Annotated in this window: 15 protein-coding genes and 1 tRNA gene; 10 read left to right on the top strand and 6 right to left on the bottom strand. The window is 64.5% G+C overall.

Going from position 1 to position 15,371, the window contains the following annotated elements:
• Positions 1 to 62 precede the first annotated feature (62 nt).
• The 8 genes from ispE to KYC_RS22010 all read left to right on the top strand — a co-directional run bounded on the left by ispE (position 63) and on the right by KYC_RS22010 (position 7,039).
• The gene (gene ispE / locus KYC_RS22045; RefSeq protein WP_008166616.1) at positions 63 to 974 is read left to right on the top strand and encodes a 4-(cytidine 5'-diphospho)-2-C-methyl-D-erythritol kinase; all 912 of its coding nucleotides are present in this window, start codon (positions 63 to 65) and stop codon (positions 972 to 974) included.
• A 1-nt stretch (position 975) separates the two neighbouring features.
• Positions 976 to 1,052: transfer RNA gene (locus KYC_RS22040), tRNA-Gln, on the top strand.
• A gap of 163 nt (positions 1,053 to 1,215) precedes the next feature.
• On the top strand, positions 1,216 to 2,166 hold the full coding sequence (locus tag KYC_RS22035; protein WP_006227587.1) for a ribose-phosphate pyrophosphokinase: 951 nt from the start codon (positions 1,216 to 1,218) through the stop codon (positions 2,164 to 2,166).
• A gap of 149 nt (positions 2,167 to 2,315) precedes the next feature.
• Positions 2,316 to 2,924 carry a 50S ribosomal protein L25/general stress protein Ctc gene (locus KYC_RS22030; RefSeq protein WP_008166609.1) on the top strand — a complete coding sequence of 203 codons (609 nt, stop codon included), beginning with the start codon at positions 2,316 to 2,318 and terminating at the stop codon, positions 2,922 to 2,924.
• Between the two features lie 99 nt (positions 2,925 to 3,023).
• Entirely contained in the window at positions 3,024 to 3,620 is a 597-nt protein-coding gene (gene pth / locus KYC_RS22025) for an aminoacyl-tRNA hydrolase (RefSeq protein WP_008166608.1), read from the top strand.
• The gene (locus KYC_RS22020; RefSeq protein WP_008166607.1) at positions 3,620 to 4,390 is read left to right on the top strand and encodes a CPBP family glutamic-type intramembrane protease; all 771 of its coding nucleotides are present in this window, start codon (positions 3,620 to 3,622) and stop codon (positions 4,388 to 4,390) included. Before pth ends, KYC_RS22020 begins: the two co-directional genes overlap by 1 nt.
• A 108-nt stretch (positions 4,391 to 4,498) precedes the next feature.
• Positions 4,499 to 5,590, top strand: a complete 1,092-nt coding sequence (ychF, locus tag KYC_RS22015) for a redox-regulated ATPase YchF (protein WP_008166606.1) — start codon at positions 4,499 to 4,501, stop codon at positions 5,588 to 5,590.
• A gap of 405 nt (positions 5,591 to 5,995) precedes the next feature.
• On the top strand, positions 5,996 to 7,039 hold the full coding sequence (locus KYC_RS22010) for a PDDEXK nuclease domain-containing protein (RefSeq protein ID WP_008166605.1): 1,044 nt from the start codon (positions 5,996 to 5,998) through the stop codon (positions 7,037 to 7,039).
• A gap of 44 nt (positions 7,040 to 7,083) precedes the next feature.
• On the opposite strand, the gene KYC_RS22005 is transcribed toward KYC_RS22010, so the two are convergent.
• Together KYC_RS22005 and KYC_RS22000 are read right to left on the bottom strand one after the other, a co-directional pair.
• Positions 7,084 to 7,527, bottom strand: coding sequence for a MarR family winged helix-turn-helix transcriptional regulator (locus KYC_RS22005; RefSeq protein ID WP_008166604.1), 444 nt, complete (start codon positions 7,525 to 7,527; stop codon positions 7,084 to 7,086).
• 3 nt (positions 7,528 to 7,530) lie between these two features.
• A complete protein-coding gene (locus tag KYC_RS22000) occupies positions 7,531 to 9,129 on the bottom strand; it encodes an MDR family MFS transporter (RefSeq protein WP_008166603.1) in 1,599 nt (532 codons plus the stop codon).
• 327 nt (positions 9,130 to 9,456) lie between these two features.
• On the opposite strand from KYC_RS22000, the gene KYC_RS21995 reads away from it, so the two are divergent.
• Both KYC_RS21995 and KYC_RS21990 read left to right on the top strand, forming a co-directional pair.
• The gene (locus KYC_RS21995) at positions 9,457 to 11,952 is read left to right on the top strand and encodes an AsmA family protein (RefSeq protein ID WP_008166602.1); all 2,496 of its coding nucleotides are present in this window, start codon (positions 9,457 to 9,459) and stop codon (positions 11,950 to 11,952) included.
• Entirely contained in the window at positions 11,949 to 12,335 is a 387-nt protein-coding gene (locus tag KYC_RS21990) for an MOSC N-terminal beta barrel domain-containing protein (RefSeq protein ID WP_008166601.1), read from the top strand. The genes KYC_RS21995 and KYC_RS21990 overlap by 4 nt, the downstream gene beginning before the upstream one ends.
• Positions 12,336 to 12,359: 24 nt before the next feature.
• Here the strand turns inward: KYC_RS21990 and KYC_RS21985 are convergent, their stop codons facing one another.
• The 4 genes from KYC_RS21985 to rsmD all read right to left on the bottom strand — a co-directional run bounded on the left by KYC_RS21985 (position 12,360) and on the right by rsmD (position 15,075).
• Positions 12,360 to 13,583 (bottom strand): benzoate/H(+) symporter BenE family transporter, encoded by a 1,224-nt coding sequence (locus tag KYC_RS21985; RefSeq protein ID WP_008166599.1) that lies wholly within the window; start codon positions 13,581 to 13,583, stop codon positions 12,360 to 12,362.
• Positions 13,580 to 13,831: a YfhL family 4Fe-4S dicluster ferredoxin gene (locus KYC_RS21980; RefSeq protein WP_006391351.1), complete on the bottom strand. Its 252-nt coding sequence runs from the start codon at positions 13,829 to 13,831 to the stop codon at positions 13,580 to 13,582. Before KYC_RS21980 ends, KYC_RS21985 begins: the two co-directional genes overlap by 4 nt.
• A 115-nt stretch (positions 13,832 to 13,946) precedes the next feature.
• Positions 13,947 to 14,450 carry a pantetheine-phosphate adenylyltransferase gene (gene coaD / locus KYC_RS21975; protein ID WP_008166594.1) on the bottom strand — a complete coding sequence of 168 codons (504 nt, stop codon included), beginning with the start codon at positions 14,448 to 14,450 and terminating at the stop codon, positions 13,947 to 13,949.
• A 58-nt stretch (positions 14,451 to 14,508) separates the two neighbouring features.
• Positions 14,509 to 15,075, bottom strand: coding sequence for a 16S rRNA (guanine(966)-N(2))-methyltransferase RsmD (gene rsmD / locus KYC_RS21970; protein WP_043519090.1), 567 nt, complete (start codon positions 15,073 to 15,075; stop codon positions 14,509 to 14,511).
• Positions 15,076 to 15,371: the final 296 nt, after the last annotated feature.

Raw genomic sequence — 15,371 nt, 5'->3', positions numbered from 1 at the left:
GCGGCGCCGCCGGCCCGGACGTCTGGCTAGAATGGGGGCTTGTCCCGCAACGGTTGTCTTTCGTGACCCTTTACGACGTTCCCGCTCCCGCCAAGCTGAATCTTTTTCTGCACGTGGTGGGCCGCCGCGCCGACGGCTATCACCTGCTGCAGACCGTCTTTCGCTTCATCGACTTGTGCGACACGCTGCATTTCGACGTGCGCGCCGACGGCGTCATCAGCCGCGCCACCGACCTGCCCGGCGTGCCCGAGGACCAGGACCTCACGGTGCGCGCCGCCCGCGCCCTGCAAAAGGCCACCGGCACGCGCCAGGGCGCGCAGATCCACCTTGAAAAACGCATCCCGCAAGGCGGCGGGCTGGGCGGCGGGTCCAGCGACGCGGCCTCGGTCCTGATCGCCCTGAACAAGTTGTGGGGAACCGGCCTGTCGCGCCGCGAACTCATGGCCCTGGCCTTGCCGCTGGGGGCGGACGTGCCGGTATTCGTCTTTGGACAGTCGGCGTTCGCGCAGGGAATCGGCGAAGACCTGACGGCGGTGACGCTGCCGGAACGCGCCTATCTGGTGGCGCAACCGGACGCGAGCGTGCCGACTGTTGGAATATTTTCAGCGCCCGATTTGACAAGGGATTCTTCTTACATCACAATAGCGGACTTTCTTGCTTCGCAAACAATTTTTTCCAGCAAGCTTTTCGGAAAAAATGATTTGGAGCCGGTAGTCTTCCGCCTTTACCCAGAAGTGCTTGGGGCAATGCGGTGGCTTGCTGAACAGGGAATACCTGTTCGCATGTCGGGATCGGGGGCGTGTTTATTCGCCGAATTTTCCGAATTATCGAAAGCCGTTTTGGCAGAAGCAGAAATTACCGCTATAATGCGCGGCGCTGATAAAACATTCAGCCAAACGCATCCACGGTTTCGGTTAGTGCAGGCATGTACTGGGTTAGCTGAACATCCGTTGCGGAATTGGATTGCAAGATAGTTGGGGAGTCGCCAAGCTGGTTAAGGCACCGGATTTTGATTCCGGCATGCGAAGGTTCGAATCCTTCCTCCCCAGCCAACCGAATACATAACAAAGCTGTTGAACACGCCTGTAAGACACTGGCCCGGGTTCAGCAGCTTTTTTATTTTCCGGTCCCGGCGCAAGTAGTGCACACTGATCGTGCATCACTGATTGTGCATCACCTCGTTAGTGTCTTAAAACGACCATCGCATCATCCATCATGGCAAACGATAGCTTCATGATTTTCACGGGCACCGCCAACACTCGGCTGGCCGTGGACGTAGTCAACCACCTCGACATGTCCCTGGGAAAGATGACCGTCGGTCGCTTCTCGGACGGCGAAGTGATGGTCGAGATCAACGAGAACGTGCGCGGCAAGGACGTCTTCGTCCTGCAGCCCACCTGTGCGCCCACCAATGACAACCTGATGGAAATCATGGTGATGGTCGATGCCCTGCGCCGCGCGTCGGCCGGCCGCATCACCGCCGCGATTCCCTACTTCGGCTACGCCCGCCAGGACCGCCGCCCGCGCTCGGCGCGCGTGGCCATCTCGGCCAAGGTCGTGGCAAACATGTTGCAGGTCGCCGGCGTTGACCGCGTCCTGACCATGGACCTGCACGCTGACCAGATCCAGGGCTTCTTCGACATCCCGGTGGACAACATCTACGCCGGTCCGATCCTGCTGGGCGACATCTGGCGCCGCAATTTCTCGAACCTGGTCGTCGTGTCCCCGGACATCGGCGGCGTGGTCCGCGCCCGTGCGCTGGCCAAGCAGCTTGAAGCCGACCTGGCCATCATCGACAAGCGCCGTCCGCGCGCCAACGTGTCGGAAGTGATGAACATCATCGGTGAGGTCGACGGCCGCACCTGCATCATCATGGACGACATGGTCGACACCGCCGGCACGCTGTGCAAGGCGGCCCAGGCCCTGAAGGACCGCGGCGCCGGCGCCGTCTACGCCTACTGCACGCACCCCGTGCTGTCGGGCGGCGCCATCGACCGCATCGAAGCGTCGGAACTCGACGAACTCGTCGTGACCGACACCATTCCGCTCTCCGAGCAAGGCCAGGCCAGCGGCAAGATCCGCCAGCTGTCGTGCGCCGCTCTCCTGGGCGAGACCATCCTGCGTATTTCCAACGCGGAATCGGTCAGCTCGCTGTTCGTCGATTGACGCGCTTGCGTTGATCGGGCCCACAGCCCGGATTCCAGTTTTTGCGCCTTGCTGGTCGCGGCAAGGCGCAAATAAGCACGGCGCGCCTTTTGCGCGCCGTGAATTCAACCGGTGAAGTCTCTTCACCTTTATTGCTTTTGGAGTTATCCATGAAATTTACTGCCACTGCGCGTAGCGTCCAGGGTTCGAGTGCGAGCCGCCGCCTGCGCCGCGCGGGCCGCGTTCCCGCCATTGTCTATGGTGGTTCGGCTGCCCCCCTGAACATCGAACTCGACCACAACGAGATCTACCACGCGCTGCGCAAGGAAGAATTCCACGCATCGATCCTGCAAATGCAGCTCGACGGCGCCAAGGATGAGCAAGTTCTGCTGCGTTCGGTTCAATGGCACGCCTACAAGCCGCAAGTCCTGCACGTGGACTTCCAGCGCGTCGACGCCAATCAAGCGCTGCGCACCAAGGTGCCGCTGCACTTCGTGAACGCTGAAGTTTCGCCCGCTGTGAAGCTGAGCGGCGCCATCATCAGCCACGTGACGACCGAACTGGAAATCACCTGCCTGCCGTCGGCTCTGCCCCCGTTCATCGAAATCAACCTGGCTGACGTTCTGGCCGGCGGTTCGGTCCACCTGGCCGACATCAAGCTGCCCATCGGCGTGACCTACGTGCCCCACGGCGGCGAAGAAAACCCGCTGCTGGCTGCTGCCGTCACCAAGGGCGGCGCTGCCGCTGCCGACGAAGCCGAAGCTGCTCCGGCTGCCTAAGTCCTGCCGGAAGGCCCTTGCGGCTTTCCAGCGGCTTATGCCCGAAACCCTGCGTGTGCATTTGCATGCGCAGGGTTTTTTGGTTTAAACACCCCCATCATGTCTACTCCCATACGCCTCATCGTGGGACTGGGTAACCCCGGTCCCGACTACGAAACCACCCGGCACAACGCCGGCTTCTGGCTGGCCGACCACCTGGCGGACGACTTGCGCACTTCTTTTGCGCTGGAGAAGTCCTTTTTCGGGATGGTGGCCAAATCGCGCCTGGGCGCGGACAACGTCCTGCTGCTCAAGCCCAATACCTACATGAACCGCTCGGGCCAGGCGGTTGGCGCGCTGGCGCGCTTCTACAAACTGACGCCCGAACAGGTGCTGGTGCTGCATGACGAACTGGACCTGATGCCGGGGCAGGTGAAGCTCAAGCAGGGCGGCGGACACGCCGGCCACAATGGCCTGAAGGACATCCAGGCCGCGCTGGGCAGCCCCAATTTCTGGCGCCTGCGCATCGGCATCGGCCATCCGCGCACGCTGGGTCTGGCGCAGCAGGTCGCCGACTTTGTCCTGCATCCGCCGCGCCGCGATGAACAGAAGGAAATCGAAGCCGTCATCGACCGCTGCCGGGCCGTCGTGCCGGCCATGCTGGCGGGCGACTTCGCACTGGCCACGCGCCAACTGCACAGCGGCAACGAATCCTGATGAACCCCGGCCAGCCCAAGCGGAAGACAGGCTTTCGCAGCGAGATCGCGGACTTCTGGCGCTTCATCCGTCATCCGCGTCCGCTGTCGCGCCTGCCGGGACGCCCGGGCGGCAGCGGGTTGGTTGCCGACTGGTGGCCGGGCATCGGGCCGGGTCGCCTTTTGGCCTGGGCCGCCGTGCTGTGGGCCATCAATCTCTTCGCCTTGGGTCCGGTGGCCGTCGCCGCCGCCGGCCTGGGCGGCGTCACGCATCGGCTCGATCCCAACAATATTCCCTGGCTCACCGCGGTGCTGTGGGCGCCGCTGGTCGAGGAAATGCTGTTCCGCTACGGATTGCGGCGGCCCCGCCAGGCGCTATGGCTGATACCCGCCATGGTGCCCGTCGTACTGTGGGGGCCCAAGGTCTGGACCGGCTTGCTGCTGGCCGCGTTCATCCTGCTGGCGTGGTGGGGCGTGCGCCAGCGTCCGCAGGCGCTGAAGGGGTGCGATACCACCTGGCGCAGGTACTACCTGCGGCATTTCGGTCTGGTGTTCCACCTGGTTGCCCTGGCGTTCGCCGCCGTGCACCTGACCAACTTCGTCTTCAACAAGACGCCGTACTGGCTCCTGCCCCTGCTGGTGCTGCCGCAGTGGCTGACCGGGCTGGTGCTGGGCTGGATGCGCGTTCGCCGCGGCATCGGTGCGGCCATCCTGCTGCATTCCGCCTTCAATGCCGGCCCCATCCTGATGATCTGGCTCGTCATGCGCTACGCGCCCACGGCGGCAAGCTAAGCCTGAGCTATCGGGGGCCGGATGGCCCCGCGGCCGGAAGGCTGCGCGCCGTCCGGGCGGGGTAAACTAGAACGTTAACGCTCAATACCGTACTTACACAGGATTCCCATGGCTCTGCAATGCGGCATCGTCGGCCTGCCCAACGTTGGCAAATCGACACTCTTCAACGCTCTGACCCGCGCCGGCATCGCCGCCGAGAACTACCCGTTCTGCACCATCGAACCCAACGTCGGTGTGGTCGAAGTGCCGGATCCGCGCCTGCAGAAGCTGGCCGAAATCGTCAAGCCCGAACGCATCCTGTCCGCCACCGTCGAATTCGTCGACATCGCGGGCCTGGTCGCGGGCGCAAGCAAGGGTGAAGGCCTGGGCAACCAGTTCCTGTCGCACATCCGCGAAACCGACGCCATCGTCAACGTCGTGCGCTGCTTCGAAGATCCCAACGTGATCCACGTCGCCGGCAAGGTCGATCCCATCGCCGACATCGAAGTCATCGAAACCGAACTGGCCCTGGCCGACCTGCAGACCGCCGAAAAGGCCCTGCAGCGCCACCAGAAGACCGCGCGCTCGGGCGACAAGGAAGCGCAGCGCATCGTCGCCGTGCTGGAAAAGTGCATCGCCCAGCTCAACGAAGCCAAGCCCATCCGCGCGCTGGACCTGTCCACCGAAGAAAAGGCCGACATCGCCCAGCTCTGCTTCATCACCGCCAAGCGCGCGATGTACGTGGGCAACGTGGCCGACGACGGCTTCACCAACAACCCGCTGCTCGACCGCCTGACCGAATTCGCCGCCGCCCGCAACGCGCCGGTCGTGGCCATCTGCGCCGCCATCGAATCAGAGATCGTCGACCTGGACGACGCCGACCGCCAGGCCTTCCTGTCCGACATGGGCATGGAAGAACCGGGCCTGAACCGCCTGATCCGCGCCGCCTTCAAGCTGCTGGGCCTGCAGACCTACTTCACCGCGGGCGTCAAGGAAGTGCGCGCCTGGACGGTGCCGATCGGCGCCACCGCGCCCCAGGCCGCCGGCGTCATCCACACCGACTTCGAACGCGGCTTCATCCGCGCGCAGACCATCGCCTACGAAGACTTCATCACGTACAAGGGCGAGCAGGGGGCGAAGGAAGCGGGCAAGATGCGGGCTGAAGGCAAGGAATACATCGTGCAGGATGGCGATGTGATGAATTTCTTGTTTAACGTCTAAGCAGTCTTTTGACGGGCGGAAGTGCCGAGGAGCACGTCGCTTCCGCTTGAGCAACGCGCTTGTGCGACCGCGTCAAAAATTCGGGAATAGGGCAGCTCGCGAATATAAATGGGGTAGTTGTGGCTGGAATACCCCATTTAGGGCTCTGATTGCCCTCTTGATAAGACCGGGAACTGCATTTTCAGGTGTTCCCGCTTCCTGAACATGTTCCCGCGTCAGGCTTCAATTTCGCCCCGCACCACCGCGGAACGCAATGCGCCCGCGAGTCGCGGGAAACGCAACCTAAAGCGACATCCTTAACTTCGTCCGAAAAGGACGTTGCGACTGCGTTCGCCTCTACACAACGCAAGCGTCAATTGGGAGAATGCGGCATCGCCGGAATGCAACGGGGAAGATGGATAACCGATGACCGACAAGCCCGTTTCCCTGGCGTCCGCTCCACAAGGCTACGCCAACTGGCTGGCCGATCTGAAGGTTCGCATTTACAGCGCGCAACAGCGTGCGGCGTTGGCGATCAATCGGGAATTGGTGGGGCTCTATTGGCAGATTGGTAGCGACATTCTGGCGCGACAAGCCGAGCAGGGGTGGGGCGCCAAGGTGATCGACCGCCTGGCGCAAGACCTGCATGTGGCCTTTCCCGAGATGAAGGGCTTTTCTCCCCGCAACCTCAAGTACATGCGCGCGTTTGCCGAAGCCTGGCCAAACGCCGAAATTGTGCAGCAGGTTGCTGCACAATTGCCTTGGGGGCACAACCTGGTATTGCTGGATCGCCTGAAGGAACCAAAGGAGCGTCTGGCTTATGCCCGCGCTGCACTAGAACATGGCTGGTCGCGCAATGTGCTGAACATCCATATCGAAAGCCGCCTGCTGGAGCGCGCGGGCAAGGCCGTCACGAATTTTGAACAGCGCTTGCCCGCTCCACAGTCCGATCTGGCCGGGGAGTCGCTGAAAGATCCGTATCGCTTTGATTTTCTCGGCCTGAGCGCGCAAGCACAGGAGCGCGAGATCGAGAAGGCGCTGGTGCAGCACGTCACCGAGTTCTTGCTGGAGTTGGGGGCAGGTTTTGCCTTCGTGGGCCGTCAGGTTTTGCTGAACGTAGGGGGTGACGAGTTTTTCATCGACCTGCTGTTTTACCACCTCAAACTGCGAAGCTACGTGGTGATCGAGTTGAAGGGTGGCAAGTTCAAGCCCGAGCACCTGGGACAATTGGGGTTCTACTTGACAGCGGTCGACACACAAGTGAAGCGTTCAGACGACGGTCCGACCATCGGCTTGCTGCTCTGCAAAGGCAAGAACAAGGTGGTGGCTGAATACGCACTGCGCAATAACTCCCAACCGCTTGGTGTTGCCGAGTATCAATTGGTCGAATCCCTGCCCGCCGAATTGCAGACCAGCTTGCCAAGTATCGAGCAGATCGAGCGGGAACTGACCGGGCCGCCGACGACATGAACCTGGGCTCAGTCCAACAGGTCTGAGCGCGGTTCATCGCAGCCTCAACCGCCCCGTTCCCCCGCCGCCCTCACAAAATTCTCCTCCAGCACGCTCAACACCCGGTTCAGCGTATCAATATCCGCTCCTGACAGTCCCTTAAGCGACTCTTCAAAAAACTGAGCCCGCTTGGGCAGGGCTTCGTTCACCACCGCCTGTCCCGCAGCCGTCAGCATGGCGTTCGTCAGCCGGTTGTCATTCACATCCACCGCGCGTGAAATCCAGCCCAGCTTTTGCATGGCCTGCAGTTGCCGCGTGAGCGAAGCGGGATCTAGCCGGCAGCGCTCGGCCAGGTGTTTCTGCGAGCATTGGCCGTTTTCATGCAGGGCCAGCAGGATGCGCCAGCGCGGCAGCGCGTGGCCGACCTTGCTGCTGAAGGCGCTTTGCATGACGCGGTAGGTCTGGCCCATGTGCTGGATGACTTGCAGGCCTTGTTGTTGTTTGGGCAAAAGCTACTCTCCGACGCCGGCGGGCTCCGGCTTGGAGGGCCGGACCAATTGCACCAGGGGCACGCGCCGCACGCACCAGAGCGCGAAGATGGCGACGGTCAGGGCGATGAGTTGCCCTTCATGGATGGCGCCCACCAGCGCGACGCGCGCGATCTCGATGAGCGACGTTCCATCCTGGCCTTGATGCGCCAATTGTGCCAGGAACTCGGTCTGCGCCGCCGGGTTGACTAGCATCTGCGGGTCGTTGAGCTTGGGCAGCCACTGCGCGGATGCGCCGCGCAGGGTGGATTCGACGCCGCTGAAGTAGCTGTGGCTGACCATGGTGCCGACGATGGCCGTGCCCAGCATGCCGCCGATCATGCGCAGCGACTGCAGCAGGGCGGTCGCGATGCCCAGGTGGCTGCGTCCGGCGGTCTGCTGCGCGAAGACTGTCAGGTTGGGCATGATGAAGCCCATGCCCAGGCCGGCCATCAGCATGTAGGCGGCGATGAGGGCGTGCGATGTGTCGTTGTGGGTGGTGACGATGCCCAGGCAGGCGAACGCCATCAGGATGAAGCCCGCGTACAGCATGCGGTTGGGGTTGCGGATGCGGGTGATGATGCGGCCATTGACGATGCTGCCCACGGTGATGAAGACGACCATGGGGGTGATGAGCAGGCCCGCCTGCTGGGGCGACAGGCCGAAGCCGCCCTGCAGCAGCAGCGGGGCATAGAAAAGCAGCGAATACATCGTTACGCCAACCAGCAGGGCCAGGGTGAACAGCATGGCCAGGCCCCGGTTGCGGAACATGTCCAGCGGCAATAGCGGGTGCGGGCAGCGGCGTTCCCACCAGATCAGGGCGACGAAGGCGGCGATGCTGCCGGCGCCCAGGAGCAGGAGCGGGGGCGTGAAGCCGTCCTTGGGCAACAGCTCGACCAGGAGCTGCAGGGCGCCCAGCGCCACGGCAATCAGGAGCGCGCCCTGCCAGTCCAGCCGGATCTTGCCGGGCGCCTGGCTGCGCAGGTGCGGCAGGTAGCGGGCGACGAACCATAGGCCCAGGATGCCGATGGGCAGGTTCACGTAGAACACGGAGCGCCAGCCATAGTGCTCCGTCAGGGCGCCGCCCAGCGTCGGGCCCACGGCGTTGGCGATGCCGAAGGCCGAGCTGAGCATGACCTGCCAGCGCAGCCGGACGTGAGGGTCGGGAAAGAGGTCGGGGATGCTGGCGAAGGCGGTACCCACCAACATGCCGCCGCCGATGCCTTGCAGCGCTCGCGCCAGCACCAGTTCGAGCATGGTGTTGGCCGCGCCGCACAGGACCGATGCCAGCGTGAACAGCACGATGGCCGCCACCACGAACGGCTTGCGCCCGTAGTAGTCGCCGAGCCGGCCGAATATCGGGACCGTGATGACGGACGTCAGGAGGTAAGACGTCGCTACCCATGCATACAGTTCGAAGCCCCGGAGTTCCGCCACAATGGTCGGCAGCGCGGTGCCCACCACCGTCTGGTCGATGGCGACCATCATCATGACGAAGCACATGCCCAGCATGGCAAGCAGGGTCTGCCGGAAGGGGAGCACCTGGCCGGGCGAGTGCGGAGTGGTGGGGGCGGGCGCGGGCATTGTTGGATGCATCAATGATTGATTGATCAATCATTCTAGTCCTACAATCCGCCGGACAGGAAGCCGTCAGCTTGGGCGACCCCGCTGGGCGGCCCGATTTGTTACGATAGCGGTATCTGTACGCTGGGTTACCGGCGTCTTCAGCAAGCCATCCTCGGCAGTTCCTCCTTAGTCGCCCGTGCCGCAAGCCCGGCAGGAGCGAGGACACGCCCTGAAAGGCAGACCATTCTCTATGGCCAGGCGGTTTCCGCCGGCAACGCACCTTCCCCGCGCCGCGCGCGGTGGGCGGCATCAAGGATTTCCAGTCGAGGTACCGACGGGGCAGCAATGAAAACGTGGTTCAAGCGCATTTTGATAGGCCTGGTAGTGTTGGTTGTCGTGGCCGTCGTTGGCCTGGCCATCTTCTTGCTGACATTCGACCCCAACGCGTACAAGTACAAGCTGGAAGAGCTTGTCCAGGAACGCTACCAACGCACGCTCACGATCGACGGCGAGATCGAACTTTCGCTCTTCCCGCGGATCGGCCTGTATGTGCAGGGCGTGTCGCTGTCCGAGCCCAATAGCACGGAAACCTTCGCATCCATCGCGAGCACCCGCCTGGCGGTGGCTGTGTGGCCGTTGCTGTCCAACAGCTTCGTGGTGGACCACGTTGCCATCAGCGGCCTGAAGGCCCGCGTGGTGCGGGACAAGCAGGGCCAGTTCAATTTCAGCAATCTGGTGGGTGGCACGCAGCCGGTCACCGAGATGCCCGCCAATCCGGCCGAGGCCCTGGTGGGCGCGGCGCAGACCGCGGCGCAGGCGATCACCAGCGGCGCCATGCCGCCGTCGCGCAACAACATGCAGATCGACATCGCGGGCCTGGACCTGAAGGATGGCGAAGTGCAGTTGCAGGACGCCATGACCGGGATGGCTGTCGCCGTGACCCGCATCAACGCGAACACCGGCCGCGTCACCTTCAATCAACCGTTCGACGTGCGCATGTCGGCGCGCGTCGAAGGCGGTAATCCGCGCGTGGACGCCAATCTGACGGGCCAGGCGCTGTTGACGCTGGACCCCTCGGCCAAGCGCTATGCCGCCCAGAAGCTGGACCTGCGCATGGACGGCAAGCTGCCGGGCGCCGAGGCCAAGAGCCTGGCGGTGCGTGGCAATCTGGCGTTCAACGGCCAGAAGTCGGCGCTGGACGTGGCTGGCCTGGAAGTCGTATTCCAGGGCGACATCACCGATCCCGCCGCGCGCGCCACCAATGTGGATGCCAGCGTGGCCATGCCCAAGCTGGCGATTGACCCGCACAAGAGCCAGCTCCAGATCGAAAAGCTTGCCGTGCGCGCCAAGGGCAGCGTGGCGGACGGTCCGTTTGAACTGGCCGTGGATGCGCCTGCGCTCAATATTTCTCCCGCGTCGGCCACCGGCGAGGCCCTGACCGGCCGCGTGCGCCTCAGCGGCCTGGACGCCAGCTTCGGCCTGAACGGCATCAGCGGCAACGCCGGCGAACTCGACATCAAGGAAGCCAAGCTGGACAGCACGTCCAAGAATGGCGAACGCGTGGTGAAGCTGAACTTCGCGTCCCCCCTGAGCCTGAACCTGCTGGAGCGCCGCGGCGGCCTGTCGGGCCTGCGCGGCGATGTGAACATCACCGATCCGGGCCTGCCCAAGGGCAGCCTGCAGATTCCGGTCATCGGCAGCCTGGCGGTGGATTTGCTGAAAGACCAGGCCACCAGCAAGATCAACGCCGTGCTGGAAGGCGGAAAATTCGACCTCAGCGCCGACATCACGAAGCTTTCGGATTCGCCGCTGGTGAAGTTCGCGCTGGCCGTGGATACGCTGGACCTGGACAAGCTGGTGCCCCCCGTGGCCGCAGCCCCGGCCAAGCCGCCTGCGGAAGGCAAGAAGGATGAAAGCAAGCCCGCGCAGCCCGCCCCGGCCGCGCAGCCCGACGACTCGATCAACCTGTCGGCGCTGGTCGGCCCCAGTGTCGACGGCACGCTGAAGGTCGGCAAGCTGGTCGTCCGCGGCCTGAAGGCCGACGAGGTCTCCGCAGCCGTGAAGCTGGACAAGGGCAAGCTGGAAATCTCCAGCCTGACCGCGGGCCTGTACGGCGGCAAGCTGGCGGGCGCGCTGTCCGTGGATGCGGCGCAAGGCAACCAGGTGGCCACCAAGATGTCGCTGGCCGGCATCGCAATCGAGCCCCTGCTGGTGGATCTGGCGCAGCAGAATGTGCTTAGCGGCACGGGTAGCCTGGCGCTGGACCTGAAGACCGCGGGCGCCAACGCCTATGCCATGAAGAGCGGTCTTGGCGGCACCATGCAGCTGCGGCTGCGCGATGGCGCGGTCAAGGGCATCGACCTGACCCAGACGCTGCGCGACCTGAAGGCCACGTTCTCGCCCGACTCGCAAAACGAAACCGTGCCCGCGGACTCCAGCAAGCGCACGGAATTCTCCGAACTGGACGCCGACCTGGCCATCGCAAAGGGCGTGGCCACCGTGAAGCGCCTGAATTTCGTGTCGCCGCTGCTGCGCGTGACGCAGGGCGATCCGGCCACGATCGACTTCGTCAAGAGCGAGCTGGACCTGGTGGCGCGCGCGCGCGTCGTCAATCCGGCCGCCGATCCCGCCGGCAAGGAATTGATCGACCTGAAGGACGTGACCATCCCGGTCCACGTCAAGGGACCCTTCGAAAAGCCCTCCTACACGCTGCTCTGGAAGGATGCTATCGGCGGCATCCTGAAGCGCAGCCTGGAAAACAAGCTGAAGGAAGCGGTCTCGGGCAAGGGCAAGAGCGGCGCGGCCGTGGACAAGGCTTTGAAGGGACTGCTGGGCAAATGAGCGCAGATCAATTCCAGCCCATTGCCGAATGCGGCGTCACGGCGCAGGCCAGCGCCGCCGGCTATCACCGGCAGTGGCTGATCGCCAATGACTCCGGGCAGTGGCTGAACCGCGAACTGTGCCCCAGGCTGGCCGACGTTTCCGTCGAACTGCGCCTGGGCTACCTGGTGCTGAAGGCGCCGGGCATGCTGCGCCTGGACATACCGCTGGATGTCATCGAAGACGACGACAGCGTGCGCTACAGCATGAAGGTGGGCGAGCAGGTCATCGACGTGATCGACGAAGGCGAGCTGGCTGCGGCCTGGATCTCCAACTTCGTGCAGGTGCCGTGCCGCATCATGAAGGTGCACCCCGAAACGCCCGTGGCCGCCTGGCCTGTCTGACGGGCACTGCGGCCCGCCCGCCTGTCAGGCGCCGGCGCGGGTCCGCTTGAATTCGAACGCGGCATGGGCCAGCAGGCCCGCCGCCAGGCCCCAGAAGGCCGACCCGATACCCCAGAAACTGAATCCCGACGCGGTGGCCAGTAGCGTGATGAGCGCGGCTTCGCGCCGCTGCGGATTGGCCATGGCGGCCGCCATGCCGCCCATGATGGTGCCCAGCAGCGCCAGGCCCGCCAGCGCGGCCAGCAGCGCCGCGGGCAGCGCCTGGAAGAAGACCGCCACCGCGCCCGCGACGATGCTGAGCGCGACGTAGCTGACGCCGTAGGTGGCGGCGGCGATGTAGCGCTTGGCCGGATCGGAATGGGCTTCGGGGCCGGTGCAGATGGCCGCGCTGATCGCGCCCATGGTGACGCTGTGCGCGCCGAAGGGGGCTGCCAGCAGGCCCAGGAAGCCCGTGGCGGCGACCAGGCGCGAGGCCGGGGGGCGATAGCCCGCCGCCTGCAGAATCGCCAGGCCTGGGAGGTTTTGCGACGCCATGGCCACGACGAACAGCGGGACGCCCAGGCTGACTGCCGCCTGCGCGCTGAAGGCGGGGGTGGTCCAGACGAATTCAGTGAGGCGCCAGTCCAGCTGATCCACCTGCATCAAGCCCAGCGCGGCGGCCATGGCGACGGCCACGCCCATCACGACCAGCACCGCGTAGCGCGGCGCCCAGCGGCGGCACAGCAGGTAGGCGGCGCACATGGTGAGCACCAGCGCGGGCTGCTTGCTGATATTGCTGAAGATCCCCATGCCGAAGTTGAGCAGCACGCCGGCCAGCATGGCCGCGGCGACCTCGCCGGGAATTCTGCGCAGGATAGGGTCGATCCAGCCGAACAGGCCGCAGGCCAGGGTCAGGCCCGCCGCCAGCACGAAGGCGCCGACCGCTTCATTGAAGGGCACGCCGGCCAGGGCGGTGACCAGCAGCGCCGCGCCCGGGGTGGACCAGGCCATGACCACGGGCAGGCCGGTGCGCAGGCTGTAGAACGCGCCGCCCAGGCCCAGCACCAGGCTCAGCGAGCCGATCCAGGAACCGATGCGCGCCGCGTCCAGGCCGGCCGCATGGCCTGCCTGCACCATCAGCACGGCGGTGCCGCCGAAGCTCACCAGGACGGCGACCAGGCCCGCAGCCACCGCGGACGCGGACAGGTCGCGGCGGGCGTTGGGAGGGGCGGAGGGAAGGTCTATGCTGGGCGGCGCCGCGTCGCTCATGCGGCACCGGTCAGGCGGCGGTACTTTGCCATGAGCTGTTCCTGGCCTTCATTCCATTGCGGATGCAGCTCGATGCATTCCACCGGACAGACGACCTTGCATTGGGGCTCGTCGTGATGGCCTACGCATTCCGTGCAGCGGTCTGGGTCGATGACGTAGTAGTCCTCGCCCATGGAGATTGCGTCGTTCGGGCACTGGGGCTCGCAGACGTCGCAATTGATGCATTCTTCGGTGATGGTCAGGGCCATGATGGGCAGCGGCGTAAAGCAAGGGGCGCAGTCATTGTAGCGCCGGCCGGGCGCCGCCTGGAAAGCGCGAAAAGGGCGCTTGCGCGCCCTTCGGGGATGTTGCGGACGGGGGCTTTCAGCCCGGCCAGGATTGCTCGCGGCGTTCCTTGGCTTTTTCCTGCAGCCAGCGCTCGACGGACGGGAACACGAATTTGCTCACATCGCCGCCCAGCTGGGCGATTTCGCGCACGATGGTGCCCGAGATGAACTGGTACTGATCAGAGGGCGTCATGAAGAGGGTTTCGACGTCCGGCAGCAGGTGGCGGTTCATGCCGGCCATCTGGAACTCGTATTCGAAGTCGGACACGGCGCGCAGACCGCGCACGATGACTCGGCCGTTCTGTTCGCGGACGAAGTCCTTCAGCAGGCCGCCAAAGCTCTGCACTTCCACGTTGGGATAGTGGCCCAGCACTTCGCGCGCGATTTCTACGCGCTCGTCGATGCTGAAAAAGGGCTTTTTGTTGCGGCTAGTGGCGATCCCCACCACGACTTTGTCGAAAAGCGTGGCTGCACGGCGAACCAGGTCTTCGTGGCCCCTGGTCAGCGGGTCGAAAGTGCCGGGATAAACAGCGATGATCATGCGAGCTCCGTACCGTTATTAGTGGTGTACACCATCCTCCGAAGCCCGGATTATTGACCTATTTCCGCAATGCAGCAAATTCCAGAAGATGGTAGTGCACCGCGCCTGCCTTGTCCTGCCGCAGAATCTGGAAACCTTCGGGCGCTTCGATGGCGGATTCCGCCTCGACATAGACTAGCCCATGATCGGTCAGAATGCCCGGCAGAATGGGCCAGAGCCGCGGCAGCCAGCCTTGTCCGAAGGGCGGGTCCAACAGGATGAGGTCAAAACGGGACGCATCCATCCGTTCGGCGACCTGCATCGCATCGCCCACATGGATGCGTATCATGTCGGCTTTGAGCTTGTCGCGCAGTGTCCGCAGCGCGGACGCGGCGGTCCTGTCCCGTTCGACCATCTGCACATGCGCCACGCCGCGCGAGGCCGCTTCGAACCCCAGGGCGCCGCTGCCGGCGAACAGATCCAGCACCTGCTTGTCGGCGAATTCGCCGCCCCACAGGTGATTGAGCCAGTTGAACAGCGTCTCGCGAACCCGGTCGGGCGTGGGGCGCAGCGTCTCCACGTCGGGAACGGCGATGGGGGTGCGCCTGTATTGGCCCCCGACGATACGAATATACTTGTTACCCATGTTTAGCCGCTTCTTCAAGAAAAAAACCCCTCCGCCCGCCGCGCCGGCCCAGCCCGCGCCGCCGCCGGAGGTCGTCGACGCCGCCGTCGCGCCCGCGGAGCCCGTAGCGGCTCCGGTCATCCCGCCTCCCGCGCCCGAACTTCCGCAAGCACCGGTTGCGCCGGTTCCCGCACCTGTTGCGCCGCCGGCCGCGCCGGCGCCTGAGCCGGCATTCGCGCCCGCTTCCGCACCCGCGCCTGTCGCGGCGCCCGCGCCGATTGCGCCGGCCGCCCCGGCCAGCGAGCCGGTCCGCGCAC

The organism is Achromobacter arsenitoxydans SY8, assembly GCF_000236785.1.
GTDB lineage: Bacteria > Pseudomonadota > Gammaproteobacteria > Burkholderiales > Burkholderiaceae_B > Achromobacter > Achromobacter arsenitoxydans.
The sequence above is the reverse complement of the archived record's forward strand: the minus strand, read 5'-3'. Positions and strand labels throughout refer to the sequence as shown.